Below are 26,176 nucleotides of genomic sequence, written 5' to 3'. Positions count from 1 at the left end.
CATTCCACCCAGAAGGTCCGCCGATGCTGCTTCGTTCGCTTCTTGCCGCAATGGCGCTGCTGTCCATGCTGGGCGCGGCCCACGCCGAGTTGCGGGCGACCGACATCCTGGGCCGCGAGGTCACGCTGCCCCAGCCCGCCCGCCGCATCGTCCTGGGAGAGGGGCGGCATCTTTCGGTCCTGGGGCTGATCCATGACGATCCGGTGGCGCTGGTCGCGGGCTGGCGGCTGGACAAGCCCCTGGACCCGCCGACCATGGCGGCCTATCGGGCGAAATTCCCGGCCATCGACGCCATCAGGCCGGTCGGCGCCGGCAATCGCGGCCTATCGGTGGAAAGCGTGATCGCGCTTCAGCCCGATCTGGTGGTGCTGACGCTGATCGACCGCAACGATCCGGCGATGACGCTGGCGCAGGAACAGCTTGACGCGGCGGGCATCCCGGTTGCCTTCGTGGATTTCTTCTCGCACCCCCAGGAGAACTCGATCCCCAGCCTGCGGCTGCTGGGCGCCCTGACCGGGGCCGAGGACCGGGCCGAGGCTTTCGCGGATTTCTACCAGACCCGGCTTGACCGCATCCGCCAGCGCCTGGCCGATCCGGCGATCCCGCGCCCCAGGGTGTTCTTCCACGTCCATGCGGCGCCGACCGGCTGCTGTGCGACCGTCGGCTCGGGCGTGTTCAAGGATTTCATCGAGACGGCGGGCGGGCGCAATATCGGCTCGGAAACCGTCCAGACGGTGCTGGGCAATGTCAGTCTGGAATATCTGATCGGCGCCGATCCCGATATCTATGTCGCGACCGGCGGCACGCATATGGCGGCGCGCGGCGGGCTGGTGCTTGGCTCGGGCGTTTCGCAGGACGAGGCGCGGACCAGCTTTCAGACGCTGATCGCGGCGCCCGGCTTCGCCTCGCTGCGCGCGGTCCAGCAGGGCCGGACGGCGGGCGTCTGGCACATGTTCAACGATTCGCCCGTGCATATCGCGCTGATCGAATACCTGGCCAAGACCTTCCACCCCGACCTGTTCGCGGATGTCGATCCGCAGGACACGCTGAACCGGATCGAGACCGAGTTCCTGCCCGTGCAGGTGCCCGGCACCTGGTGGGTGGAGCCGCAACGATGACCGACACGACCGAAAGCCTGCTGGGCCGCTATCAGGCGCAGGGCCGGCGCCATGCGGTGCTGGTGGGCGTGCTGGGCCTTGCCGCGCTGGCCGCGCTGCTGCTGGATCTTGTGACCGGCCCGGCGGGCCTGCCGCTAAGCCAGACCGTGCGGGCGCTGCTGGGCGCCGAGGTGCCGCTGGGCACGCAGGTCATCGTCTGGGACGTGCGCCTGCCCGTGGCCTGCATGGCGCTGCTGGTCGGCGCCAGCCTGGCGCTGGCCGGGGCCGAGATGCAGACCGTGCTGGAAAACCCCCTGGCCGAGCCGTTCACGCTGGGCGTCTCCTCGGCCGCCGCCCTGGGCGCGGGGGTCGCGATCGTGCTGGGCATGACCCTGCCCGGCCTGCCCCCCGCCTGGGGGGTGACGGGCAATGCCTTCCTGTTCGCCATGGGATCGCTGGGTCTGTTGCAGCTTCTGGGCCGGCTGCGCGCCGGCGGTCCCGAGGTGCTGATCCTGTTCGGCATCGCGCTGAACTTCACCGCCATGGCGCTGATCTCGCTGATCCAGTTCGTGGCCTCGGCGGATGCCTTGCAGCAACTGGTGTTCTGGACCATGGGCAGCCTCACCTCGGCACGCTGGTCGGGGGTGGCGCTGGTCGCGCTGGTGCTGGCGCTGTCGGTGCCGTTCTCATTCCGTGCCGCCTGGCGGCTGACCGCCCTGCGCCTGGGCGAGGATCAGGCGCGCAGCTTCGGCGTCGATGTGCGCGGCCTGCGCCGCTGGACCCTGCTGCGGGTCAGCCTTTTGTCAGCGGCGGCGGTCTCGATGGTGGGCGTCATCGGCTTCGTGGGCCTTGCCGGGCCGCATATCGCGCGCATGCTGGTCGGCGAGAACCACCGCGTTTTCATCCCCGCAAGCATCCTGACCGGCGCGCTGATCATGTCGCTGGCCTCGACGCTTTCCAAGACCATCGTGCCGGGGGTGATGCTGCCGGTGGGGCTTGTCACCTCGCTGATCGGCCTGCCGGTCTTTTTCGCGCTGATCCTGCGGGGACGGCGCGGATGAGCCTTGAGGTCGGCGACATCTCGGTTCGCTTCGGCGCGCGGCAGGTGCTGGCGGGGCTGACCCTGCCGCCCATGCGCGCCGGAGAGCTGACCGTCCTGGCCGGGCCGAACGCCGCCGGGAAATCCACGCTGATGCGCGCCATCGCCCAATTGGTGCCGCATCGGGGCCGGGTCACGCTGGACGGGCAGGATCTGGCCCAGCTTGCCGCGCCCGCGCGTGCCCGGCTGGTGGGTTTCATGCCGCAAAGCCTGCCCGGCGGCTCGTCGCTGATCGCCCTTGAGACGGTGATCGCCGCGCTGCGCGCCGGCCTGGACCTGCCCGGCCCCCAGGCCGAGCGGGCGGCGCTGGAAACGATGGACAAGCTGGGCATCGCCCCCTTGGCGCTGGAGCGGCTGGACGCGCTGTCGGGCGGGCAGCGGCAGATGGTCAGCCTGGCCCAGGCCATCGCCCGCGATCCGCGCCTGCTTCTGCTGGATGAGCCGACCAGCGCGCTGGACCTGGCGCGGCAGGTGCGGCTTTTGTCCGAATTGCGGCGCCTGGCGGGCGAGGGGCGCGTCGTCGCCGCCGTCCTGCACGATCTGGCGCTGGCCGCGCAATGGGCCGACCGGATCGTGCTGATCCATGGCGGCAAGGTGCATGCCCATGGCCCTCCCCAGGCGGTGCTGACGCCGGAACTGCTGGCTCAGGTCTATGGCGTCGAGGCGCGCGTCGAACGCTGCTCACGCGGGCGGCTGATGGTGATGATCGACGGAGAGATCGGGCGCTAGCAGGGCCCGGCCCCTTCGCGACAGGGACGGGGACGGGGACGGGGACGGGGCCCTCAGGCAAGCTTGCAGACAAGCTTGGCCCGCAGACAGGTCCGCGGATGCGCCCCCAGATGCGCCCGCCGCCCGTCAGTTCGTGCGCTGGCGGCTGCGGAAGGGCAAGGGGGCGACGGGAATGCCATCCTCCAGCAGGGCCTTCGCCTCGTCCAGCCGGGCCTCGCCATGGATGGCGCGCTCGGGCGCGCGGCCTTCGTGCATGGCGCGGGCCTCGGCGGCGAAGGACATGCCGACGTAATCCGAATTCTCTTCGATCTGGCGGCGCAGCTTTTCCAGCGCCTGTTCCTGCGGGGTGCCCGGGGCGGACAGGTCCGGCTTACCGCGAGAGGCCGCCACGCGCGGCGCCATCAGCGCCTTTTCCACCTGGACCGAGCCGCATTGCGTGCAGGCGACCTGACCGGCCTTGCGCAGGCGGTCGAACCCTTCGGAATCCCGATACCAGCCATCGAAATCGTGGCCCTTGTCGCAGCGCAGATCATAGCGGATCATGTCGGCTCCCTTCTCCGATACATATCTGGCGGCTGGGGACATTATGCAAGATCCGGGTCATCGCGCCCCGCGCGCCAGCGTCAGGATACGCGCGATCAGGGCCGAGGGATCGCCCGCCCGCGTCAGAAGCATCTCGCGCGCGGCCTTGCCCATGCGGCGCTGACGGAGGGGATCGCCCGCCAGCGCGGTCAGGGCGGCGGGCAGGTCCCGCGCGCTGCTGGCCTCGGCCGCGCCCGCCGCGTCCAGATCTGCATAATCGGCGGCATGGTTCGCCACATGTGGGCCGTGCAGGATCGCCGCGCGCCAGGCGGCGGGCTCCCACGGGGTATGCCCGCCCCGGTCGGCGAACGAGCCGCAGGTGACGCAGATCGCGGCGGATTGATACCAGCGCGCCATCTCTCCCAATGTATCGGCCAGAAGCACATCCTCGCCCGGCTCGGCCCCCTGGCTTCGACGCCCGAAAGGCAGTCCGCGCGCCGCGATCAGCGCGGCCACCGCATCGCCCCGGTCGGGATGGCGCGGAGCCAGGATCAGGCGCAGTTCGGGCAGCACCTGGCGCGCGGCCATGAAGGCGTCCAGCACCGGCCCGTCCTCGCCCTCATGGGTCGAGGCGGCCAGCACCGTCCGGCCGCGACCCGCCACATCGTCGGGCGGCTGGACCTGCGCCGGCCCCAGCAGCTTGAGGTTCAGCCTTGTGCTAAGGCTGCCGGCGGGCAAGCCCAGGCGCAGCAGACGCTCTTCGCTGCCGGCGTCCTGGGCGGAAAGCGCGTCGATGCGCGACAGCATGGGGCGGATCAGCCCAGGCAGGCGCGACCAGCGCGCGGCCGAGCGGGCCGAGATCCGCGCGCCCACCACCACCTGCGCCACGCCCAGGGCATGCGCCATGGCCGAGCGGTTGGGCCAAAGCTCGTTTTCCACGGTGACCAGGACCGAAGGCTCGACCCGGTGCAGGAAACGCTCGACCGCCTGGGGCACGTCCAGAGGGGCAAGCGCGGCCTTCCAGCCCAGCCTGCGCGCCAGATCCCGCCCGGTCAGGCTGTTCGTGGTGACGGTCAGGGGAAATTCGGCGGCCAGCGCCTCGGCCAGCAGCCGGGCCGAGGTCAGTTCGCCCACGCTGGCCGCGTGCAGCCAGATCCCGCCCGGCACCACGTCCGGTCCCCGCAGCGCCAGCCTTTCGCGCAGGTCCGCCCCCGCGAACGGGGCGGCCAGACGCAGGCCGGTCCCGATCACCGCCGAGGCGCCGCGCCAGATCATGCCCGCCCTTTCGTCACGCCGATCCTCCCGCAATACGGCGACAGCCTAGCGCGGGGCGGGGCGGGGTTCAACGCAGCCCGGCCTCGGCGGCCTCGCGGATGGCGCGGATATTGCGACCATAGACCTGCGGGGCATCCACCGAGCCGCCCTTGAACACCGCCGATCCGGCGACCAGCACATCCGCCCCGGCCTGCGCGACCAAGGGCGCGGTCGCCGGATCGCAGCCGCCGTCGATCTGGACATGGATCGGCCGATCCCCGATCATCTGGCGCAGGCGCCGGATCTTGCCCAGTTGCGAGGCGATGAACTTCTGCCCGCCGAAACCGGGATTGACCGTCATCACCAGAACCATGTCGCAAAGGTCCAGAAGCTCGGACGCGGCCTCGGCGGGGGTGCCGGGGTTCAGCGCCAGCCCCGCCTTCCGGCCGGTCGCGCGGATCGCCTGAAGCGTGCGGTGCGGATGCGGCCCGGCCTCAAGATGGGCGGTGATCATGTCGGCGCCGGCCTCGGCGTAAGCCTCGATATAGGGATCGACCGGGGCGATCATCAGATGCACATCCATGAAGCCCCGGACATGGGGCCGGAACGCCTTGACCGCCGGCGGACCGAAGGTCAGGTTCGGCACGAAATGCCCGTCCATCACGTCCACATGCACCCAATCGGCGCCCTGATCCTCGATCGCGCGGATCTCGGCGCCGAAATTGGCGAAATCGGCGGACAGGATCGAGGGCGCGATCTTGATCTTGCGGTCGAAACTCATCGGGGCGTCCCTTTTGCGGCGGCCGGCGCGGGCCTTTCGGATCTGGCCCCCGGTTATCGTGGAACGGCCTTCGGGCGTCAACGGGGCCATCGGCGCGCCCCCTCTTGGGCTTTCGGGCTTTCGGCCTATATTGGGGGCCAAGGCGCGGGCCTTCCCCTTTGGCCGCGCAATCCATCCGAAGGAACCATCATGCCTGAGACAAAGGACATTTCCTGGGACGACGCCGTGTTGCCCTTTCAGCTTGAGCGTTCGGGCGTGCGCGGCCGCGTGGCCCGGACAGGTCCGCTGCTTGAGCATATCCTGTCGCGCCACGACTACCCGAACGCCGTCAGCGCCATGCTGGCGGAACTGGTCACGCTGGCCGCGCTGATCGGCCCGACGATCAAGCTGCGCTGGAAGCTGTCGCTGCAAGTGCGCGGCAATGGCGCGATCCGCACCATCGCGACGGATTACTATGCCCCCGCCACCGACGGCGCCCCCGCGCGCATCCGCGCCTGGGCCAGCTTCGACCCCGAGCGGCTGGCCGGCGACGGCGCGGGCTTCGAGCAGATCGGGCAGGGCTATTTCGCCGTGCTGATCGACCAGGGCGAGGGCACGACCCCCTATCAGGGGCTGACGCCGCTGGCCGGCGGCTCGCTTTCCACCTGCGCGCAGACCTATTTCGCCCAGTCCGAGCAGTTGCCCACCAGGTTCGAACTGACCGTCGGGCGCTCTCGCATGGCGGGCCAGCCCGCCGAGCATTGGCGCGCGGGCGGAATCATGCTGCAAACCCTGCCCGCCCAGCCGGTGGGGCAGCAAGCAGGCGAGGCGCTTGAATCCGCCGACATCCTGCAAGGCGCGCAGTCCGAGGACTGGACCCGCGCATCCATGCTGATGGCCACGGTCGAGCAGATCGAACTGGTCGATCCCGCCTTGCCGCTGCCGAATCTGGTCTATCGCCTGTTCCACGAGGAAGAGCCCGCCGCCTTCGACCGCCAGGCGCTGGAATTCGGCTGCTCGTGCAGCGCCGACAAGGTGCGGGGCACGCTGTCGATCTATTCGCAAAAGGACATCTCGCACATGATCGACGATCGGGGCGTGGTGACGGCGGATTGCCAGTTCTGCGGCGCGCATTACAAATTCGACCCGCTGAGCCTGGGCTTCGAGGCGGTGGTGGACGAATCCGGCCATCCGCTGCCTCCCCGGCTGCCCCCCGCGCAGGCGGCGCAATAGCATGCTCGGCACGCCGCAAGATCTGCTGCGCGACCGGCTGCGGGCGGCGCTGTCGGTCGCGGCGGGGCCGTCCTCGGATTACGATTTCGACGCCCTGCCTCCGGGCGAGGTGCCCTTGCGACCGGCGGGTGTGCTGGCCGCCTTCGACGAAGCCGGGCGGCTGGTGATGACCAAGCGCGCCTCTAGCCTGCGCAACCATCCGGGCCAGATCGCCCTGCCCGGCGGCAAGGTCGATCCCGAGGACCGCGACGAGATCGCCGCCGCCCTGCGCGAGGCGCATGAGGAGGTCGGGCTGGACCCCGCCCAGGTCGAGGTGCTGGGCACCCTGCCCGCGCACCGCACGGTCACGAATTTCGCCATGGTCCCGGTCCTGGGCCTGATCCGGGGCCGCTTCGACCCCAGGCCCGAGGCAGGCGAGGTCGAGGAGGTCTTTCGCGTGCCCTTCGCCCATCTCGCCGACCCGGCCAGCTACCGGATCGAAAGGCGGCGCTGGCGCGGCGGCTGGCGGTCCTATTACGTCGCCCCCTGGGGGCCTTACTACATATGGGGCGCCACCGCGCGGGTGCTGCATTCGCTCTGCGAAAGGTTGAACGCATGACCTGGATCAACGCGCCGTTCCTGAAGGATGCGGGCTTGCGGCAGGTGCTGGAGGCCCTGGCGGCGGGGGGCGAGCAGGCCCTGATCGTCGGCGGCGCCGTGCGCAATGCCGTCCTGGGCGAGCCGGTCGCCGATATCGACCTGGCGACATCGGCCCCGCCCGGCCGCACGATCGAGTTGGCCCAGGCCGCCGGCCTGCGCAGCGTGCCCACCGGCATCGAACATGGCACGATCACCGTGATCGCCCAGGGCAAGAGCTATGAGGTGACGAGCTTTCGCCGCGATGTCCAGACCGACGGCCGCCACGCCATCGTGGCCTTTTCCGGCAGCCTGGAAGACGACGCCCGCCGCCGCGACTTCACCATGAACGCGCTTTACGCCGACGCCTCGGGCCGGGTGCTGGACCCCGTGGGCGGCCTTCCCGACCTGACCGCGCGGCGGCTGCGCTTTGTCGGCGATCCCCGCGCCCGGATCACCGAGGATTATCTGCGCATCCTGCGCTTCTATCGCTTTCTCGCCTGCTATGGCCGCGAGGCGGATCTGCACGCCCTTGCCGCCTGCCGCGAGCTTCGCAACGGTTTGCAGGCGATCTCGCGCGAGCGGATCGGGCATGAGATGCGCAAGCTGCTTTCGGCGCCCGACCCCTCGCGCGCGCTGGCATTGATGGCCGAGGCGGGGGTGCTGCCGCTGGTCCTGCCCGGCGCGGACGCCTCGGACCTGCCCGATCTGATCGAGGCCGAGCGCGATTTCGGCACCGGCGCCCTGCCCGTCTGGCCGCGCCGCCTGGCGCTGCTGGCGCCCGACGACGCCGCGGCCGACCTGCGCCTGTCGCGGGACGAGGCGCGCATGCAAGAGCAGATCGCCGCCGCGCTGGACCAGACCGGCCCCGAGGCCGCCTATCGCTTCGGCAGGGTCGTTGCGGCGCAATCGGTGCTGATCCGCGCGGCCAGGGGCACGGCCCCCGCCTTCGGCTGGTGCCATGCGCTGGCGCGCGGGGCCGAAGCCAAGCTGCCGCTTTCCGCCCGCGATCTGATGCCGCATCTGTCCGGTCCCGCCCTGGGCCGTGCGCTGAAGCGCGCCGAGCACGCCTTTGTCGCCAGCGGTTTCCGCCTGAGCGGCGAGCGTCTGCGCGCCATCGCCCTATCGGATGACAAGCACCCCACGCATGCCGCCGGCCCGGCCAACCGCGAGGGGGCGCGATGATCGACCTGCATTTCCGCTTTGGCCGGATGATCGACGCCTTCCGCCCGGCGGAAGGCCCGCCGCCGCGCATGCTGCTGGCTTTTTTCCGCTGGTGCCTCTCGGGGGCATGGCCGGGGCTGACGGTCGCGGCGGCGGCCTCGGCGCTCAGCGGGATCGCGGATGTCGTCTCGGCGGTGCTTCTGGGCCATGTCGTGGATGCGGTCGTCGGCAGCACGCCCCAGACGTTCCTGACCCAGAACGGCCCGATGGTGCTGGGCTTCGTGATCTTTTTCCTGGTCGTGCGGCCGCTGGTCTTCGGCCTGTCCACCGCCAGTTCCAGCGTCATCATCGGCCCGAACCTGTTCCCGCTGGTCCTGTCGCGGCTGCATCGCTGGACCATGGGCCATTCGGTCACCTTCTTCGACAATGATTTCGCGGGCCGCATCGCCCAGAAACAGACCCAGACCGCGCGCGCCGTCACCGATGTGGCGACCGAGTTCGTGAACGTGGTGGCCTTTGCGCTGGCCTCGATCCTGGGCTCGGCGGCGTTCCTGGTCTCGGTCGACGGATGGGGGGCGGTCGCGATGCTGGCCTGGCTGGGCAGCTATGTCGTGCTGATCCGCTTTTTCCTGCCCCGCATCCGCACCCGCTCGGCCAGCCGGGCCTCGGCGCGGGCCATGGTCACGGGCCAGGTCGTGGACACGATCACCAACATCAAGACCGTCAAGCTTTTCGCCCATGCCGATCACGAGGAAAACGTGGCCCTGGGCGCCATGGCCGGCTTTCGCGAGCGGGCACTGGATTTCGGCCGCGTCAGCACCTGGTTCCGCTTTTCGCTGATGTTCATCGCCGGCGTCCTGCCCGTGGTGCTGATCGGCGGCACGCTGCTTTTGTGGCGCGACGGGCTGGCCACGGCGGGCGATATCGCCGCCGCCGGCGCGGTCTCGATGCGGCTGGCGCAGATGACCGGCTGGGTCAGCATGGCGCTGATGGGCGTCTGGGGTAGCATCGGCGAGGTCGAGGACGGCATGAGGACGCTGGCCCCGCCGCATGGCCTGACCGACGCGCCGGATGCGCTGTCCCTGGGCCGGGTCGGCGGGCGGATCGACTTCGACCATGTGGATTTCTCGTATGGCAAGGGGGCAGGCGGCATCCGCGACCTGGATCTGCACATCGCGCCGGGCGAGAAGCTGGGCGTCGTCGGCGCCTCGGGCGCGGGAAAATCGACCATGGTGGCCCTGCTTCTGCGGCTTTACGATGTCGAGCGCGGCGCGGTGCGGCTGGACGGCCACGACCTGCGCAAGGTCACGCAGGAAAGCCTGCGCCGCAATATCGCCATGGTCACGCAGGAAACGGCGATGTTCAACCGCTCGGCTCGCGACAACATCCTTTACGGCCACCCCGGCGCAAGCGAGGATCAGGTCGTCGCCGCCGCCAAGGCCGCCGAGGCGCATGAGTTCATCCTGGGCCTTCAGGACCATATGGGCCGCAAGGGATACGACGCGCATCTGGGCGAGCGCGGGGTGAAGCTTTCGGGTGGGCAGCGCCAGCGCATCGCCCTGGCCCGCGCGCTTCTGAAGGACGCGCCGATCCTGATCCTGGACGAGGCGACCAGCGCGTTGGACAGCGAGGTCGAGGCCCAGGTCCAGGACGCCCTGCACCGCGCCATGCGGGGCAAGACCGTGCTGGCCATCGCCCACCGGCTTTCCACCATCGCCGAGCTGGACCGGATCGTGGTGATGGAGGCCGGCCGGATCGTCGAGCAGGGCAGCCATGCCGAGTTGCTGGCCGCAGGCGGCACCTATGCCCGCTATTGGAGCCGCCAGTCGGGCGGTTTCCTGGGCACGGACGAGGATGAGATCACCGAGGCCGCGCAGTGACCGAATGGACCGTGGCCCGGCTGGGGCGCAAGGGCGATGGCGTGGCGATTTCCGGCGAGCGGCGGGCGCTGGCCCCGCTGACCCTGCCCGGCGAGGTGATCCAGGGCGAGGCCGAGGCCGGGCGCATCGCCGCCCCGCGCGTCCTGACGCCTTCGGCCCAGCGGGTCCGGGCGCCCTGCCCGCATTACCGCGCCTGCGGCGGCTGCACGCTGATGCATGGCTCGGAGGATTTCGTGAAGGGCTGGAAGGTCGGCGTCGTGACCGAGGCTCTGCGCGCGCAGGGGCTGGCGGCACCGATCGCGGGGGTCCATGTCTCGCCGCCCCGGTCGCGGCGGCGAGCGGTGCTTTCGGGGCGGCGGACGAAAAAGGGGGCGCTGCTGGGCTATCACGCCCGCGCCTCGGATGTGGTGGTGGATCTGGCCGATTGCCAGGTGCTGCGCCCGGCGATCCTGGCCGCGCTGCCCCTGCTGCGCGAGATGGTCGTCGCGGGCGCATCGCGCGCGGGGGAACTGGCGATCACGGTGGTGGACAGCGGCGCGGGGCTGGATGTGACCGTGACCGGCGGCAAGCCGCTTGAGCCGGGGCTGTTCCAGGCGCTGGCGGGTCTGGCCGAAAAGGGCGATCTGGCGCGGCTGACTTGGGACGGGCAGTCGCTGACCCGGCGCCCGCCCGCCCTGGCCTTCGGGCGCGCGCGTGTCGTTCCGCCTGCGGGCGGTTTTTTGCAAGCCACCGCCGAGGGCGAGGCCGCGCTGGTCGCGGCGGTGCGCGAATTCACCCAAGGGACGGCTCGTATCCTGGAGCTTTTCGCGGGCTGCGGGACCTTCACGCTGCCCCTGGCCGAGACCGCCGAACTGCATGCCGTCGAGGGGCTGGCCGCGCCCCTGGCCGCGCTTGAGGCAGGCGCGCGCCAAGCCCCCGGCCTGCGCCGAATCACCACCGAGATCCGGGACCTGGCCCGCCGCCCCCTGCTGCGCGACGAACTGGCTTATGACGCGATCGTGATCGACCCGCCCCGCAGCGGGGCCGAGGCCCAAGCGCGCGAGATCGCCGCGTCGCGGGTGCGGCGCCTGGCCTGGATCAGCTGCGATCCGGTGACTTTCGCCCGAGACGCGCGGATTCTTGCCGAGGCGGATTGGGAAATTTCCCGGCTTTATGTGGTCGATCAGTTCCGCTGGTCGCCCCATGTCGAGACCGTGGCGGAAATTCGCCGACGCTAGCGAATATTTAACCCCTCTGTTATTATCCTCTGAAAACAAGGCGTGCCCTTGGGCACAGCATAAGGGGCAGTGGATGATACGGGCAGTTCGCGCATGGATCGCGTTGGTCGCGGTTGCGCTGGTGGCAAGTTGTGGCGGCGGCGACAGCGGCCTTGGCGCGGACAACAGGTTCAAATCCTATGACGGGCCACCGGTCACCCAGGTCGTGGTCAAGAAGGGCGCGCGCAAGATGTATCTCGTCTCGGGCCGGGAGGTGGTGCGCAGCTATGACGTAAGCCTGGGCAGCCAGCCCGCCGGCGCCAAGCAATACGAGGGCGACGGCAGGACGCCCGAGGGGCTGTATTTCATCGACCGCAAGAACCCGCGCAGCCGCTATCACCTGTCGGTCGGGATCTCTTATCCCTCGGCGCAGGACATCACCCATGCAGCGCAGATGGGCCTGCGACCGGGCGGCGACATCATGATCCACGGCCTTGGCCCCGAAGGTCAGAGGCTGGCCCAGCAGCGCCGCGACTGGACCGCCGGCTGCATCGCCGTGCGCGACGACGAGATCGAGGAAATCTTCGCCATGCTCTCGCCGGGGGTGCCGGTGTTCATTTATCCCTGAGAGGCGGCGGACGCCTTTCGCCGGCACCCTGACCTTCGGGCGGCGAGGCCGGCGGGTATTTGGGAAACGAAGAAGGGCCTTGGGGTCGCGCCTTGGCGATAGGGAAGGGCGGCGACATCCGGCAACCCTGAATGCGCTTCGGCGGCCGCGCGTCCCGGAGATGGGTGGGGAAGGGCGGCGGGGCCGCCCTTCACGCATTTTCCGGGGTGATCCCGTGGCTTACAATGCCGGGGTCGCGCCCGCGCCGACGAAACCCGCGGTCGCCATGGGCTGGGCGTTCATGCCCCCGGTCAGCAGCACCCACCAGATCTTGCCCGAGGGTTCCTGATACCAGCCGATGCCCACATCGGTCGCGCGTGGATCCATGATCACGTCGCGGGTGTCGCGGTTCTGCATCCAGGCGTTCAGGGTGGTGATGTCGTTCTCGTAGGTTTCCGAGATGTTTTCGCCGATCAGATGACCGGAGTAGCCCTGCCGCCGGATCCGGTCCAGCGGCGAGGAGCCGTCCGATCCGAAATGCCAGGCCCGGTTCTGCGCCGCCATGTCACGGGCATGAGCCTTGGCGGCGGCATCGAGCATCGGGCTGAGCGTCGCCGGCGTTGCGCCCAGATTGGCGCGCAGCGCGTTGATCTGGCCCAGCACGCGCGGGCCGATCTGCGTCTCTTCCTGGGCGGTGATCTTGTAGGCCACGGGCAAAGGCTTGCCGTCGGGGCCGAGCTGGGGCTGCCCCGCCCTCTGGCAGGCCGACAAGGCCAGCACGGAGACCAGCGCAATGGTTGTAATTTTCAGCATGATCATTCTGTCCCGGATGAGTTTGGGACAGCCATACAAAAGCCGGAAAGACGCTTCAAACCCAAGATTGCGTGAGCGCAACAGGCTGCGACTATGTTGCGACAATGACGCTGGTTTGAATTGAACGAATCCGGGCACCGGCGTATGCGCGACCCACGACCTCATTTCAAATCGGGCAAAGAAGGCCGCGTCAGGCGGTCCATGACCAGTTCTTAGGAGCGATACAGATGATGAAGCCGAAGACTACGGTTTCTCGACGGAATTTTCTGACCACCTCGTTGGCCATGGGCGCGGCGGGCCTGGCGGCCCCGGCCCTTGCCCAGTCCATCGACCCCTATACCGGCCAGCCGGTCGTCGGCGGCGCGGCGGGCGGCGCGACCCCGGATGCGGGCATGGTGCAATACGACGCCACGCAGGATTCGCGGCGCAACATCTCCAGCTTTCACATGCAGGACTGGCAGCCCTATTTCAGCGATCTGACCAATGGCGCGATCCTGGTGGACCTGACCTCGCGCGCGCTGCATTTCTGGTCCGCCGACCAGTCGGTCTACAAACTTTACCCGACCTCGGTTCCGGTCAGCCCCGATCTGACCCGCACCGGCCGCACCGAGATCATCAAGAAGGTCAAGGGTCCCACCTGGTCCCCCACCCCCGAGATGAAGAAGCGCAATCCCGAATGGCCCGATTTCGTGCCCGCCGGTCCCGACAATCCGCTGGGCACCCGCGCGCTGTGGCTGAGCTGGCAGTATTACCGCATCCACGGCACGCATGACACGCGCAAGATCGGGCGGAAATCCTCGAACGGCTGCATCGGGCTTTACAACGAGCATATCGAGCAGCTTTTCGAACTGACCACCCTTGGCACCCAGGTCCTGGTGATCTGACGCAAGAGGGGCCGAAAGGCCCCTTTTTCCACCCCAAGGGCGGGCTCCCCGCCCGGACCCCTTCGAGGCGCCATGAGAGCCCCCATCCTTGCCCTGATCCTGGCCCTGCCCCTGCCGGTTTTGGCCGAGCAGATGGACATGGCAGCCCGGTTCGCCGACCACGCCGCCAAGGGGCGGACGGGCCTGGCCCGCAAGACGAAGCCTGTCGACGCGCGGCCCGCGCAGCCGGGCGAGGTCATCGTCACCCTGATCCGGGGCGAAGGGATCGAAACCCGCAGCAAGCCCGCCCAGCCGGGCGATCAGGTCGTGCGCAATCGCTGCCCACAGACCGGGAACGAGGAATATCTGGTCTCGGCCGCGAAATTCCCCGATCGCTACGAGGCGACCAGCCAGGCCGCCGGCGGCTGGCGGGAATACCGCCCCAAAGGCCAGGAGATGGGCTATTTCATCATCCCCCAGGGCGAAGGCCCCTATACGTTCGCCGCCCCCTGGGGCGAGGAGATGGTGGCCCGCGCGGGCGATGCCATCGTCGGCAGCCCCGCCGACCCCAGCGATGTCTATCGCATCGCCGCCGCATCTTTCGCGTGCAGCTATGAAATCACGCGGGCAGCGCCCTAGATCCAGCCGCCCAGATTCTCGGCGATGATGCGGGTCAGGACCTCGATATGGTCAGGCTCGGCGTTCAGGCAGGGGATATAGGTGAATTCCTTGCCTCCGGCATGAAGGAACGCCTCGCGGATCTCGCCCTGGATCTCTTCCAGCGTCTCGATGCAATCGGCCGAGAAGGCGGGCGAGATCACGGCGATCCCGGTCACGCCCTGACGCGCAAGATCGGCCACATGCTGGACGGTATAGGGACGCAACCACTCTTCGCGCCCGAAGACGGATTGGAAGCTGGTGTCGATCACGCCGGGTGGCCAGCCCAGCTCCTGGGCCAGCAGGCGCGAGGTTTTCTGGCACTGGCAATGATAGGGGTCGCCCTGCATCAGATAGCGTTTGGGCATGCCGTGATAGCTGGCGACCAGCCGCGCCGGCACCTTGCCCCCCAGCGCGCGCCGGACCGAGCCCGCCAGCGCCCGGATATAGTCGGGGCGGTCGAAATAGGGCGGGACCGTGCGCGCGGCGGGCTGGCGGCGCTGCTCCATCAGGGCGCGGAAGAACTGGTCATTCGCCGTGGCCGAGGTCGCTCCGGCATATTGCGGGTAAAGCGGAAAGAACAGGATCCGCTCGCAGCCCGCCTTGACCATGCGGTCCACCACCGAGGCGGTGGAGGGATTGCCGTAGCGCATGCAGAACTCGACCATGACCCGGTCGCCCCATAGCGCCGCCGCCCGCGGGCGCAGCGCCTCGACCTGCTGGCGGGTGATGGTCATCAGCGGGCTTTCATTCGCCGCCTCGTTCCAGATCGCGCGGTAATTCGCCCCCGAGGAAAACGGCCGCCTGGTCAGGATGATGCCTTGCAGGATCGGCTGCCATTTCCAGCGCGGCAGGTCGATCACCCGGCGGTCCGACAGGAATTCGTTCAGATAGCGGCGCATCGACCAGTAATCGTGCCCATCGGGCGTGCCCAGATTGGCGATCAGGACTCCGATCCGGGGGGTGGGCAGCAAGGGATGGTCGGCGGGCGCGTGTTCAGGTCGGATCATTCTGCTGTCTCATGCTTGCCAAGGCATCCGCCAGCGGCATCCTTGCGGAACCGGGGCGAAGAGGCTTGGGCTGGCTGGCATCGGGGGCCCATCCGGTCAGGAAAACCAGTTCGAAACTGGCCAGGATACGATCGGAATCCTGCGGATCGGGATGGTTCTGCGCATAAAGCCGCGCCGCGTGCATCAGGACGGCGCGGCGGGTCGGGCGGCGCAGGCGGGCGGCAAGGGCGTTCCCCTCGCCCATGGCACGCAGATCCTGGGCCAGATGGAACAGGCTGCGATAGCTGACTCTTTGGCCGATCTGGTCGGCTACCGGCAGCGCCAGGCCCACGCGGGACAGAAGCCCGCCCAGGTCGCGAATCTCGCCCATCGGCAGGACGCGGGGGGAAAGCCCGCCCGAGACCTCGGCCTCGGCGCGCGTCATCACGTCACGAAGCTCGGCAAGGCTGCGCCCGCCGGGACAGGCGGCGATGAAAAGCCCGTCCGGGCGCAGCGCGCGGGCCGATTGCGCGATCTGGCCCACGGGATCCTCGGCCCAGTGCAGCGCCATGGCATGGATCACCAGATCCTGCGATTGCGGCGCCAGGTCGATTCGCGGATCGTCGGCCAGAATGCGGGCGGCGGGAAAGGCCCGCGCCCAGAATTTCGGATGCCCGGTCACGACGGCAATGTCGGTAAAGCTTCTGTTAACCTCGCGCAGTCTATCCTGGATCTCGTCGGCGGCGATTCGATGCAGGAAGTCGACGAAGCCGATGCGGTCGGCGCGGGTCCGGTTACGCGAAAGCGCGGCACGGTCGGTCAGGCTGGGAACGGGATCTTGACGGGCGGGCATCATGGTGGCGCACAATAGGGGGCTTCGCGCCCTGATGAAAGGCGCATTGCGGCTGATCTATCCGCCGCAATGCATGTCCTGCGACGCCCCCGTCGCGGAAGAGGGCGCGCTATGCCCAACCTGCTGGAACGAGGTTGAGTTCCTGGGGAATTGCTGCTGTTCGCGCTGCGGCGTGCCTTTGCCCGACGATGGCGGCGGCGATCACGCGGGGCTTTTATGCGACGACTGCCTGGCCTTGCCGCGCCCCTGGCAGCGCGGACGCGGCGCGCTGGCCTATCGCGGCACCGGGCGCAAGCTGGTCCTGATGCTGAAACATGGCGACCGGCTGGACCTGGCGCCGGCGCTGGGGGACTGGGCGGCGCGCGCGGCGGCGCCTCTGGTGCGGCAGGGCATGGCCGTCGTGCCCGTGCCCCTGCATCCGCGCCGGCTGGCACGGCGGAAATACAACCAGGCGGCGCTTCTGTCGCAGCGGGTGGCGCGGGTCCACGGCTTGGCGCATCTGCCCCGCGCGCTGGTCCGCCTGCGCCATACCCCGATGCAGGACCATGGCAGCGCGGACGACCGCTTCGCCAATCTTGCCGGCGCGCTGGCCGTGCGGTCCGGCCAGGCGGCGGCGCTGCAAGGCCGCGCGGTGCTGCTGGTCGACGACGTGATGGCCTCGGGCGCGACGCTGGCGGCGGCCACCGAGGCACTTTTGCGGGCGGGATCCGGCCCCGTATCGGTCGTGGTGCTGGCGCGAGCGATCAAGGACACCTAAGTATGGGGAAACAAAGCCACGGGAACCTTCCTTCATGTCCAAGGTCGAGATCTATACCACCCCCACCTGCCCCTATTGCCTGGCCGCCAAGGCGCTTCTGACCCGCAAGGGCGTGGCCTTCCAGGAAACCGATGTCAGCGACCCCGGCCCGCGCGCCGCCATGACCGAGCGCGCGGGCCGGCGCAGCGTGCCGCAGATCTTCATAGACGGGCGGCATGTCGGCGGCTGCGACGACCTGCACGCGCTGGACGATGCGGGCAAGCTGGATCCGCTGCTGGGCCTGACCGCATGAGCTTCGCGCCGCTTCGGGCGGGGCTGGTGCAGCTTTGCGTCTCGGACGATCCCGAGGAGAACCTGCCCCGGACCCGCGCGCTGATCCGCGAGGCGGCACAGGGGGGCGCGGGCTTCGTGCTGACGCCCGAGGCGACGAACCTGCTGAACGCGGACCAGGCCACCCAGGACCGCGTGCTGCGCCCCGAGGATCGCGACCCGACCCTGGCCGCCCTGCGCGACGACGCGCGCGGCCTGGGCATCTGGCTTCTGATCGGCTCGCTTTCGCTGAAGACGGCCGACCCGGACGAGCGGCGCTTTGTCAATCGAAGCTTCCTGATCGCCCCGGACGGGCGGATCCGGGCGCGTTACGACAAGCTGCACATGTTCGACGTGACCGTTTCGGAAAGCGAATCCTATCGCGAATCAGCGACCTTCCGCCCCGGAGGGCAGGCGGTGCGGGCGGATGGCCCCTGCCCGCTGGGCCTGACGATCTGCTATGATCTGCGCTTTCCACATCTTTACCGCGATCTGGCCAAGGCGGGCGCGCAGGTGCTGACCGTGCCCGCCGCCTTCAACGACACCACCGGCGCCGCCCATTGGGAGGTTCTGCTGCGTGCCCGCGCCATCGAAAGCGGGGCCTATGTCCTGGCCCCCGCGCAATGCGGCACGCATGCGAATCACCTTTGCCCCGACCGCAGGCCGCGCCGCAGTCACGGCCATTCCCTGGCCGTCGATCCCTGGGGCAAGGTGCTGGCCGATGGCGGCACGGCGCCCGGCGTCGTCTTTGCCGATCTCGACCCTCAGGCCGTTGCCCAGGCACGGTCCCGTATCCCTTCCCTTCGCCATGATCGCACTTATACAGGGCCATGAGCAAAGACATGCCCCAATCCCATTCCGGCCCGCCTCACCACAATTCCGAAGCCTCGGCCGACAGCCTGGCGGCAAGCCTTTTCGCCGAGGTCTTCATCTCGGACCAGTTGGCGCGCGATCTGATCGGGAACGCGCTGCCGAACGGCATGCAGATCTCGCATTTCTCGGTCCTGAACCTGCTGGCGCATCTGGGGGTCGAGCGTAGCCCGGCCGAACTGGCCGGCGCCTTTCACGTCACGCGCGGCGCGATGACGAACACGCTGACCCGACTGGAGCGCGCGGGCCATATCCATATACGCCCCGATTGGAACGACGCGCGGCGCAAATTCGTGGCCATCAGCCCGGCGGGACGGGCCGCGCGGGATACGGCGCTGGCGGCCTTCATGCCGCGAATCGCCGATGTGGTGCGCGATGTCGGCCCCGAAAAGGTGCGCGCCGCCCTGCCCGTGCTGCGCGCGTTGCGCAAGCAGCTTGAAGAGGCGCTGCATCCCGGCCCGCGCTAACCCTCGCGCAGCGCCGTCATGATATAGTTCACCGACAGGTCGCGGGGCGAAAGCGACCAGCTCCATCCCAGGGGATTGAAGACCATGCCGCAGCGATCCACCACGCGCAGGCCCGTGGCCTCGGTCATGGATTGCAACTCGTCCGGGGTGATGAAGCGACGCCAGTCATGCGTGCCCTTGGGCAGCCAGCGCATCACCCATTCCGCGCCGATGATGCCCATGAGAAAGCTTTTCGGGTTCCGGTTCAGCGTGGACTGGATCAGCATCCCGCCGGGTTTGACCAGATCGCGGCAGGTGGCGATGAAATCGGCGGGATCGGCGACATGCTCGACGATTTCCAGCGCCAGAACGATGTCATAGCGCCGGCCCGCTGCCGCCAGCGCCTCGGATGTCGTCGCCTGATAGTCGATCTTCAGCCCCTGCTCGCGCGCGTGCAGGCTGGCGACGGCGATATTGCGCTCGGCCGCGTCGGCGCCGGTGACCTCGGCGCCCAGCCGGGCCATCGGCTCGGCGATCAGCCCGCCGCCGCAGCCGATGTCCAGGATGTCCAGGCCCCGGAAGGGCAGCGGAGCATCGCGGTCGCGGTCGAACTGCGCCGCGATCTGCGCCGTCACATATTCCAGCCGCGTCGGGTTCAGCATGTGCAGCGGCTTGAACTTGCCCTGCGGATCCCACCATTCGGCGGCCATGGCCTGGAACTTCTCGACCTCGGCCGGGTCGATACTGCTGATCTGCGGTCTTTCGGTCATCTGGCCGTCCTTCTTATGGCGGGCGCCTGCGCGGCGTTATATAGTGACACGATGGATAGATTGGCAGGCCAAATCGGCGACCCGCCGCCGCCCGGCAAGATGCACCCGCTGGTCGAACCCTTCGACCAGCGCCAGATCGACATGGGCGACGGCCACGTCATCCATGTCGAGCAAAGCGGAAACCCCCAGGGCCAGCCGGTGATCGTGCTGCATGGCGGACCTGGGGGCGGGTGCAGCCCTTACATGCGGCGCTTTTTCGACCCCGAGCATTTTCGGGCGATTCTTTTCGACCAGCGCGGTTGCGGGCGGTCGCGGCCCCATGCCTCGGTCGAGCGGAACACGACCCAGCACCTGATCTCGGACATACAGGTGATCCGGCGCAAGCTGGGCATCGGACCGGCGATCCTGTTCGGCGGAAGCTGGGGCGCGACCCTGGCCCTTGCCTATGCCGAAGCCCATCCCGAGGCGGTGCAGGCGCTGGTCCTGCGCGGCGTCTTCCTGGGCCGGCGCGCCGAGTTGGACTGGTTCTATGGCGGCGGCGTCGCGCGCTTCTTTCCCGACCGCTGGGAGGAGTTCCAGGCGATGATCCCCGCCGCCGAGCGCGGCGACATGATCGCGGCCTATCACCGCCGCCTTTTCAGCGGCGACCGGGGCCAGGAGGTGCGCCATGCCATGCCCTGGCTGGGCTGGGAGAACGCGCTGGCCGGGCTTGAGATTTCCGGCTCGGGTCATGCGCCGCCGGATTACGCCCGCGCCTTCGCCCGGCTGGAAAACCATTATTTCGTGAATGGCTGCTTCCTGGACGAAGGCCAGTTGCTGCGCGACCGCCACCGAATCGAGCATCTTCCCGCCGTCATCGTCCAGGGCCGTTACGACATGGTATGCCCGCCGCAAACCGCCTGGGACCTGGCCCAGGGCTGGAACAAGGCGGAGTTGCGGCTGGTCCCGGCCTCGGGCCATGCGCTGAGCGAGCCGCGAATCGCCTCCGAACTGGTGCGGGTGATGGACGGCTTGCGCGATGCGGCACGGGCGGGCGGGCGGCCTGCGGGGGGTTAGGCGGCACCCTCTGCGCTTTTCCTTGCAATCCCCCGGCTTCGGGTCTATATGGACTTCAACAGCGGCGCAGGTCTCCACAGCCTGCCCACCGGTAAGACGCACGGGCCGCCAAGGCCCGTTTTTTGTATTTGGGGTAGCCAAATGACCGACCTCATCGCCAAGACCGCCATCGACCGGCGCCTGGCCGAGATCATCTCGCCCGTGATCGAGGATCTGGGGTTCGAACTGGTGCGCATCCGCCTGCAAGGCGGCAAGACGGCGACCTTGCAGATCATGGCCGACCGGCCCGAGGGCGGGATCAACGTCGATGACTGCGCCGATATTTCCACCGCCGTCAGCGCGGTGCTGGATGTCGAGGACCCGATCGAGGATAATTACCATCTGGAAGTCAGCAGCCCCGGCATCGATCGCCCCCTGACCCGGATGAAGGATTTCGCGACCTTCGAGGGCTATGAGGCGCGGCTTGAAACGAACCAGCAGATCGACAGCCGCAAACGCTTCAAGGGCGTGCTGGCGGGTGTCGAGGGTGACGAGGTGCTGATCAATATCGAAGAGGCGGGCCAGGTCCATACCATCGGCCTGAACTTCGACTGGCTCAGCGATGCCAAGCTGGTGCTGACCGACGAACTGATCGCCGAGATGCTGCGGCAGAAGAAGGAAGCGGGCGTGCAGATCGAGAATCTCGACGAGACCGCCTTTGACGAGATCGAAACGGAAGCCGGCGATGACAACGCCGCCGCGAAGGAGTGATGAATGGCCATTACCTCTGCCAACCAGCTTGAGCTGCTTCAGACCGCCGAGGCCGTCGCACGCGAGAAGATGATCGACCCCGATCTGGTGATCGAGGCGATGGAGGACAGCCTGGCCCGCGCGGCGAAGTCGCGCTACGGCTCGGAAATGGACATCCGGGTCAAGATCGACCGCAAGACCGGCAATGCCACCTTCACCCGCGTCCGCACCGTCGTCGGCGACGACGAGGTCGAGAATTATCAGGCGCAATTGACCGTGGCCCAGGCCCAGCCCTATCTGGACAGCCCCCAGCTTGGCGACGTGATCGTGGACGAGGTGCCGCCGGTCGAACTGGGCCGCATCGCCGCGCAATCGGCCAAGCAGGTCATCCTACAACGCGTCCGCGAGGCCGAGCGCGACCGCCAGTATGAGGAATTCAAGGACCGCGCCGGCACCATCATCAACGGCGTCGTCAAGCGCGAGGAATATGGCAATATCATCGTCGATGTGGGCCGTGGCGAAGCCATCCTGCGCCGCAACGAGAAGATCGGCCGCGAGAGCTATCGCCCGAACGACCGCATCCGCGCCTATGTCAAGGACGTGCGCCGCGAGACGCGCGGGCCGCAGATCTTCCTGTCGCGCACCGATCCGCAGTTCATGGCCGAGCTGTTCAAGATGGAAGTGCCGGAAATCTATGACGGCGTGATCGAAATCAAGGCCTGCGCCCGCGATCCGGGTTCGCGCGCCAAGATCGCCGTGATCAGCTATGACAACTCGATCGACCCGGTGGGCGCCTGCGTTGGTATGCGCGGCAGCCGCGTCCAGGCCGTGGTGGGCGAGCTTCAGGGCGAAAAGATCGACATCATCCCGTGGTCCGAGGATCAGGCAACCTTCCTGGTCAACGCGCTGCAACCGGCCGAGGTGGCGAAGGTCGTCTTCGACGAGGACGCGACCCGTATCGAGGTCGTGGTGCCGGACGAGCAGCTTTCTCTGGCCATCGGCCGGCGCGGCCAGAACGTGCGGCTGGCAAGCCAGTTGACGGGCCTGGATATCGACATCCTGACCGAGGAAGAGGAATCCAAGCGCCGTCAGGCCGAGTTCAACGCGCGCACCAAGCTCTTCATGGACACGCTGGACTTGGACGAGTTCTTTGCCCAGCTTCTGGTGGCCGAGGGCTTCACCAATCTGGAAGAAGTCGCCTATGTGGACCTGGACGAGCTTCTGTCCATCGACGGTGTGGACGAAGGCACCGCCGAGGAATTGCAGACCCGCGCCCGCGAGCATCTGGAAGCCGCGAACAAGGCCGCTTTGGACAATGCCCGCGCCCTGGGCGTCGAGGACAGCCTGATCGAGTTCGAGGGCATCACGCCCCAGATGGCCGAGGCTCTGGCCAAGGACGGCGTCAAGACGCTGGAAGATTTCGCCACCTGCGCCGACTGGGAACTGGCCGGCGGCTGGACGACCGAGAATGGCCAGCGCAAGAAGGATGACGGCATCCTTGAACCCTTCGGCGTCAGCCTTGAGAACGCGCAAACCATGGTCATGACCGCCCGCGTAATGCTGGGCTGGGTCGATCCGACCGAACTTGAGGCCGGGGAAGATGCCAGCGAAGGCGACGACGAACAGGAGGCCGGGGTGTAACGCCCCGGGAACCGGATGACACGCGGGGGCCGTATCAAGGACCGCGAGACGCCCGAACGGCGCTGCATCGTCACGGGCGAGACCCAGCCCAAGGCCGGGTTGATCCGCTTTGTCGCCAGCCCCGATGCCGAGGTCGTGCCGGACCTGGCCGAGAAGCTGCCCGGACGCGGCTTCTGGGTTCTGGCCGACCGCAAGGCGCTGGAAAAGGCCGCGGCGAAGGGGCTGTTTTCGCGTGGGGCAAAGGCGCAGGTCTCTGTCCCGCCCGAACTGCTGGCGATGTTGGAACAGGGCCTGGCGAAGCGCGTCGTGGACAACCTGTCCCTGGCGCGCAAGGCCGGGCTGGCCGTCGCGGGCTTCGAGAAGGTGAAGGATTGGCTTGCCGGCGGCAAGGCCAAGGTTCTGCTGCAAGCGAGCGACGGCTCGGATCGCGGCAAGGGCAAGCTCTGGACTCCGCCCGGCGGGCGCTGGTTCGGCTGCTTGACCGCATCAGAATTGGGTTTGTCCTTTGGGCGCGATCATGTCATACACAGCGCGCTTGCGCCGGGGGGCCTGACCGAGACTCTGATCAGGGACGCGAGCAGACTGACGGGTCTGCGCGGGCATGACGATGACAATTCGGTCATCGGGAAGGATTGAAATCGGAATGAGCGATACTGACGGAAAGAAACCCCTGGGTCTTGGTGGCGGCACTGGTCGTTCGGGCCAGGTGAAGCAAAGCTTCAGCCACGGCCGGACCCATAATGTCGCGGTTGAGATCAAGCGCAAGCGCGTTGTCGTGCCGGGCAAGTCCGGGGCGGCTGCGGGCGGCTCGCGCTCGGGCTCTCCTTCGGCTGTCGGTGGCGACCCTTCCAAGCGCCCGGCGGGCATCTCGGATGCCGAGATGGAGCGCCGCATGGCCGCCCTGCGCGCAGCCAAGGCCCGTGAGGTCGAGGAAGCCGTCCAGCGCGTGGCCGAGGAAAAGGCCCGCGAGGAAGAGCGCGAGCGTCGCCGCCTTGAGGCCGAGGCCAAGGAGCGCGAGGATCGCGAGCGCGAGGAAGCCCTGCGCCTGAAGGCCGAAGAGGACGAGCGCCGCGCCCGCGAGGCCGAGTTGCGCGCCCAGAAAAAAGCCGAGGTCAGCAAGCCCAAGGCCGCCGAGGCCCGCCCCGCCCCCGCCGACCGCGCCGCCGCCGAGGCCGCCGCCGCGCGCGCCGAGACCAAGGGCGTCAGCGCGACCGCGCCGCGCAAGACGGAACGCGAGCGCAGCCCCTCGGACGACCGCGACAGCCGCAACAAGGCCCGCGACGACAGCCGCCGCACCGGCAAGCTGTCGCTGAGCCAGGCCATGGACGGAGAAGGCGGGCGCCAGCGCAGCCTTGCCGCCATGAAGCGCAAACAGGAAAAAGCCCGGCAGAAGGCCATGGGCGGCAGCCAGCGCGCCGAAAAGCAGGTCCGCGACGTGCAGTTGCCCGAAACGATCCTGGTCTCGGAACTGGCGAACCGGATGGCCGAACGCACGCCCGATGTCATCAAGTCGCTGATGCGCATGGGGCTGATGGTCACCGCGAACCAGGCGGTCGATGCCGACACGGCGGAACTGGTGATCGACGAATTCGGCCATCGCGCCGTCCGCGTCTCGGATTCCGACGTTGAGCAGGTGATCGATCAGGTCGAGGACAAGGCCGAGGATCGGCAACCCCGCGCCCCGATCATCACCATCATGGGCCATGTCGACCACGGCAAGACCTCGCTTCTGGACGCCATCCGCAACGCCAATGTCGTGGCGGGCGAGGCCGGCGGCATCACCCAGCATATCGGCGCCTATCAGGTGAAAGCCTCGAACGGGGCGCTGCTGACCTTCCTGGACACCCCCGGTCACGCGGCATTCACCTCGATGCGTGCGCGTGGCGCGCAGGTGACGGATATCGTCGTGCTGGTCGTGGCGGCAGATGACGCCGTGATGCCGCAGACGATCGAGGCGATCAACCACGCGAAAGCGGCCAAGGTGCCGATGATCGTGGCGATCAACAAGGTCGACAAGCCCGCCGCCGATCCACACAAGGTCCGCACCGCGCTGTTGCAGCATGAGGTGGTCGTCGAGGCCATGTCGGGCGAAGTGCAGGATGTCGAGGTCTCGGCCAAGACCGGCCAGGGGCTGGACCAGCTTCTGGAAGCCATCGCCCTGCAAGCCGAAATCCTGGAGCTGCGCGCCAATCCCGACCGGGCGGCGCAAGGCGCGGTGATCGAGGCCAAGCTGGACGTGGGCCGCGGCCCCGTCGCCACCGTCCTGGTTCAGAACGGCACGCTGAAACGCGGCGACATCTTCGTCGTCGGCGAGCAGTGGGGCAAGGTCCGGGCGCTGATCAACGACCAGGGCGAGCGTGTCGATGAGGCCGGTCCCTCGGTCCCGGTCGAGGTGCTGGGCCTGAACGGCACCCCCGAGGCCGGCGATGTGCTGAACGTGGTCTCGACCGAGGCGCAGGCGCGCGAAATCGCGGATTACCGCGAGCAGGCCGCCAAGGACAAGCGCGCCGCCGCCGGTGCCGCGATCACGCTGGACCAGATGCTGGCCAAGGCCAAGGCCGATCAAAGCGTCGCCGAACTGCCCGTGGTCGTGAAGGCCGACGTGCAGGGCTCGGCCGAGGCGATCGTCCAGGCATTGGAAAAGATCGGCAACGACGAGGTGCGCGTGCGCGTGCTGCATTACGGCGTCGGCGCGATCACCGAATCGGATATCGGTCTGGCCGAGGCGTCGCAGGCTCCGGTCATCGGCTTCAACGTCCGGGCCAATGCCCCGGCGCGGAACGCCGCGAACCAGAAGGGCGTCGAGATCCGCTATTACTCGATCATCTACGACCTGGTGGACGACATCAAGGCGGCTGCCTCGGGTCTGCTGTCGGCCGAGGTGCGCGAGAACTTCATCGGCTATGCCGAGATCCGCGAAACCTTCCGCGTCACCGGCGTCGGCAATGTCGCGGGCTGCCTGGTGACCGAGGGCGTGGCGCGCCGCTCGGCCGGGGTGCGCCTGCTGCGCGACAACGTGGTGATCCACGAAGGCACGCTGAAGACGCTGAAACGCTTCAAGGATGAGGTCAAGGAAGTGCAGTCCGGCCAGGAATGCGGCATGGCCTTCGAGAATTACGACGACATCCGCAAAGGCGATGTCATCGAGATCTTCGAGCGCGAGGAAGTGCAGCGCCAGTTGTGATCCTGGCCCATGGCAGACAAAAGGCGGACCCTCACGCCGCCAGCCCCTATCCTAAATGTTGAAAGATCAGGATCCGACCGAGA

The 26,176-nt window shown here is 68.3% G+C and carries 27 protein-coding genes; 20 read left to right on the top strand and 7 right to left on the bottom strand.

Annotation, left to right across the window (positions count from 1 at the left end):
* Window positions 1–23: 23 nt before the first annotated feature.
* From QM682_RS03385 to QM682_RS03375, 3 genes are read left to right on the top strand one after another with little or no spacing between them, the layout of a single operon-like run.
* Window positions 24–1,118, top strand: a complete 1,095-nt coding sequence (locus QM682_RS03385; RefSeq protein WP_415127091.1) for an ABC transporter substrate-binding protein — start codon at window positions 24–26, stop codon at window positions 1,116–1,118.
* Window positions 1,115–2,158: a FecCD family ABC transporter permease gene (locus tag QM682_RS03380; protein ID WP_415127089.1), complete on the top strand. Its 1,044-nt coding sequence runs from the start codon at window positions 1,115–1,117 to the stop codon at window positions 2,156–2,158. Before QM682_RS03385 ends, QM682_RS03380 begins: the two co-directional genes overlap by 4 nt.
* Complete coding sequence (locus QM682_RS03375) at window positions 2,155–2,925, top strand: ABC transporter ATP-binding protein (protein WP_415127087.1); 771 nt, start codon at window positions 2,155–2,157, stop codon at window positions 2,923–2,925. The genes QM682_RS03380 and QM682_RS03375 overlap by 4 nt, the downstream gene beginning before the upstream one ends.
* A gap of 126 nt (window positions 2,926–3,051) precedes the next feature.
* On the opposite strand, the gene QM682_RS03370 is transcribed toward QM682_RS03375, so the two are convergent.
* The 3 genes from QM682_RS03370 to rpe form a co-directional block, all read right to left on the bottom strand.
* Window positions 3,052–3,468, bottom strand: coding sequence for a DUF1178 family protein (locus tag QM682_RS03370; protein WP_415127085.1), 417 nt, complete (start codon window positions 3,466–3,468; stop codon window positions 3,052–3,054).
* Window positions 3,469–3,525: 57 nt separating this feature from the next.
* Entirely contained in the window at window positions 3,526–4,722 is a 1,197-nt protein-coding gene (locus QM682_RS03365) for a 3-deoxy-D-manno-octulosonic acid transferase (RefSeq protein WP_415127083.1), read from the bottom strand.
* Between the two features lie 67 nt (window positions 4,723–4,789).
* Window positions 4,790–5,482 (bottom strand): ribulose-phosphate 3-epimerase, encoded by a 693-nt coding sequence (gene rpe / locus QM682_RS03360; RefSeq protein ID WP_415127081.1) that lies wholly within the window; start codon window positions 5,480–5,482, stop codon window positions 4,790–4,792.
* Window positions 5,483–5,671: 189 nt separating this feature from the next.
* On the opposite strand from rpe, the gene QM682_RS03355 reads away from it, so the two are divergent.
* The 6 genes from QM682_RS03355 (at window position 5,672) to QM682_RS03330 (ending at window position 12,177) form a co-directional block, all read left to right on the top strand.
* Window positions 5,672–6,694 (top strand): Hsp33 family molecular chaperone HslO, encoded by a 1,023-nt coding sequence (locus QM682_RS03355; protein ID WP_415127079.1) that lies wholly within the window; start codon window positions 5,672–5,674, stop codon window positions 6,692–6,694.
* Between the two features lies 1 nt (window position 6,695).
* The gene (locus tag QM682_RS03350; RefSeq protein WP_415127077.1) at window positions 6,696–7,292 is read left to right on the top strand and encodes an NUDIX hydrolase; all 597 of its coding nucleotides are present in this window, start codon (window positions 6,696–6,698) and stop codon (window positions 7,290–7,292) included.
* The gene (locus QM682_RS03345; protein WP_415127075.1) at window positions 7,289–8,494 is read left to right on the top strand and encodes a CCA tRNA nucleotidyltransferase; all 1,206 of its coding nucleotides are present in this window, start codon (window positions 7,289–7,291) and stop codon (window positions 8,492–8,494) included. Before QM682_RS03350 ends, QM682_RS03345 begins: the two co-directional genes overlap by 4 nt.
* Window positions 8,491–10,353 carry an ABC transporter ATP-binding protein gene (locus QM682_RS03340; RefSeq protein ID WP_415127073.1) on the top strand — a complete coding sequence of 621 codons (1,863 nt, stop codon included), beginning with the start codon at window positions 8,491–8,493 and terminating at the stop codon, window positions 10,351–10,353. Before QM682_RS03345 ends, QM682_RS03340 begins: the two co-directional genes overlap by 4 nt.
* Window positions 10,350–11,570, top strand: coding sequence for a class I SAM-dependent RNA methyltransferase (locus QM682_RS03335; protein ID WP_415127071.1), 1,221 nt, complete (start codon window positions 10,350–10,352; stop codon window positions 11,568–11,570). Before QM682_RS03340 ends, QM682_RS03335 begins: the two co-directional genes overlap by 4 nt.
* 73 nt (window positions 11,571–11,643) lie before the next feature.
* Window positions 11,644–12,177 (top strand): L,D-transpeptidase family protein, encoded by a 534-nt coding sequence (locus QM682_RS03330; RefSeq protein ID WP_415127070.1) that lies wholly within the window; start codon window positions 11,644–11,646, stop codon window positions 12,175–12,177.
* Between the two features lie 219 nt (window positions 12,178–12,396).
* On the opposite strand, the gene QM682_RS03325 is transcribed toward QM682_RS03330, so the two are convergent.
* Window positions 12,397–12,969, bottom strand: coding sequence for a CAP domain-containing protein (locus QM682_RS03325; protein ID WP_415127068.1), 573 nt, complete (start codon window positions 12,967–12,969; stop codon window positions 12,397–12,399).
* Between the two features lie 227 nt (window positions 12,970–13,196).
* Here QM682_RS03325 and QM682_RS03320 point away from each other — a divergent pair, with 227 nt between their 5' ends.
* Window positions 13,197–13,853 carry a L,D-transpeptidase gene (locus tag QM682_RS03320; RefSeq protein WP_415127066.1) on the top strand — a complete coding sequence of 219 codons (657 nt, stop codon included), beginning with the start codon at window positions 13,197–13,199 and terminating at the stop codon, window positions 13,851–13,853.
* A 72-nt stretch (window positions 13,854–13,925) separates the two neighbouring features.
* Window positions 13,926–14,471, top strand: a complete 546-nt coding sequence (locus QM682_RS03315; RefSeq protein ID WP_415127064.1) for a hypothetical protein — start codon at window positions 13,926–13,928, stop codon at window positions 14,469–14,471.
* Here the strand turns inward: QM682_RS03315 and hemH are convergent.
* Together hemH and QM682_RS03305 are read right to left on the bottom strand one after the other, a co-directional pair.
* On the bottom strand, window positions 14,468–15,499 hold the full coding sequence (hemH, locus tag QM682_RS03310) for a ferrochelatase (protein WP_415127062.1): 1,032 nt from the start codon (window positions 15,497–15,499) through the stop codon (window positions 14,468–14,470). The genes QM682_RS03315 and hemH overlap by 4 nt on opposite strands.
* On the bottom strand, window positions 15,486–16,334 hold the full coding sequence (locus tag QM682_RS03305; protein ID WP_415127060.1) for a methyltransferase domain-containing protein: 849 nt from the start codon (window positions 16,332–16,334) through the stop codon (window positions 15,486–15,488). The genes hemH and QM682_RS03305 overlap by 14 nt, the downstream gene beginning before the upstream one ends.
* A gap of 31 nt (window positions 16,335–16,365) precedes the next feature.
* Between QM682_RS03305 and QM682_RS03300 the strand changes: the two genes are divergently transcribed.
* The 4 genes from QM682_RS03300 to QM682_RS03285 are packed head-to-tail and all read left to right on the top strand — an operon-like array spanning window position 16,366 to window position 18,734.
* Complete coding sequence (locus QM682_RS03300) at window positions 16,366–17,088, top strand: double zinc ribbon domain-containing protein (protein ID WP_415127058.1); 723 nt, start codon at window positions 16,366–16,368, stop codon at window positions 17,086–17,088.
* A 34-nt stretch (window positions 17,089–17,122) separates the two neighbouring features.
* Window positions 17,123–17,380: a glutaredoxin 3 gene (grxC, locus tag QM682_RS03295; RefSeq protein WP_415127056.1), complete on the top strand. Its 258-nt coding sequence runs from the start codon at window positions 17,123–17,125 to the stop codon at window positions 17,378–17,380.
* The gene (locus tag QM682_RS03290; RefSeq protein WP_415127054.1) at window positions 17,377–18,231 is read left to right on the top strand and encodes a carbon-nitrogen hydrolase family protein; all 855 of its coding nucleotides are present in this window, start codon (window positions 17,377–17,379) and stop codon (window positions 18,229–18,231) included. The genes grxC and QM682_RS03290 overlap by 4 nt, the downstream gene beginning before the upstream one ends.
* Before the next feature lie 8 nt (window positions 18,232–18,239).
* Window positions 18,240–18,734 carry a MarR family winged helix-turn-helix transcriptional regulator gene (locus tag QM682_RS03285; protein ID WP_415127052.1) on the top strand — a complete coding sequence of 165 codons (495 nt, stop codon included), beginning with the start codon at window positions 18,240–18,242 and terminating at the stop codon, window positions 18,732–18,734.
* On the opposite strand, the gene ubiG is transcribed toward QM682_RS03285, so the two are convergent.
* Complete coding sequence (gene ubiG / locus QM682_RS03280; protein WP_415127051.1) at window positions 18,731–19,483, bottom strand: bifunctional 2-polyprenyl-6-hydroxyphenol methylase/3-demethylubiquinol 3-O-methyltransferase UbiG; 753 nt, start codon at window positions 19,481–19,483, stop codon at window positions 18,731–18,733. The two genes, QM682_RS03285 and ubiG, sit on opposite strands and share 4 nt — an antisense overlap.
* A gap of 51 nt (window positions 19,484–19,534) precedes the next feature.
* Between ubiG and pip the strand changes: the two genes are divergently transcribed.
* The 5 genes from pip to infB all read left to right on the top strand — a co-directional run bounded on the left by pip (window position 19,535) and on the right by infB (window position 26,093).
* Window positions 19,535–20,539 carry a prolyl aminopeptidase gene (gene pip / locus QM682_RS03275; RefSeq protein WP_415127049.1) on the top strand — a complete coding sequence of 335 codons (1,005 nt, stop codon included), beginning with the start codon at window positions 19,535–19,537 and terminating at the stop codon, window positions 20,537–20,539.
* 141 nt (window positions 20,540–20,680) lie between these two features.
* Complete coding sequence (gene rimP, locus QM682_RS03270; RefSeq protein ID WP_415127047.1) at window positions 20,681–21,289, top strand: ribosome maturation factor RimP; 609 nt, start codon at window positions 20,681–20,683, stop codon at window positions 21,287–21,289.
* A 3-nt stretch (window positions 21,290–21,292) separates the two neighbouring features.
* Window positions 21,293–22,909, top strand: coding sequence for a transcription termination factor NusA (nusA, locus tag QM682_RS03265; protein ID WP_415127045.1), 1,617 nt, complete (start codon window positions 21,293–21,295; stop codon window positions 22,907–22,909).
* 15 nt (window positions 22,910–22,924) lie between these two features.
* Window positions 22,925–23,545: an RNA-binding protein gene (locus tag QM682_RS03260; protein WP_415127043.1), complete on the top strand. Its 621-nt coding sequence runs from the start codon at window positions 22,925–22,927 to the stop codon at window positions 23,543–23,545.
* 7 nt (window positions 23,546–23,552) lie between these two features.
* A complete protein-coding gene (gene infB / locus QM682_RS03255) occupies window positions 23,553–26,093 on the top strand; it encodes a translation initiation factor IF-2 (protein WP_415127041.1) in 2,541 nt (846 codons plus the stop codon).
* Window positions 26,094–26,176: the final 83 nt, after the last annotated feature.

It is taken from the genome of Paracoccus sp. (in: a-proteobacteria), assembly GCF_047605025.1.
Lineage (GTDB): Bacteria > Pseudomonadota > Alphaproteobacteria > Rhodobacterales > Rhodobacteraceae > Paracoccus.
The sequence above is the reverse complement of the archived record's forward strand: the minus strand, read 5'-3'. Positions and strand labels throughout refer to the sequence as shown.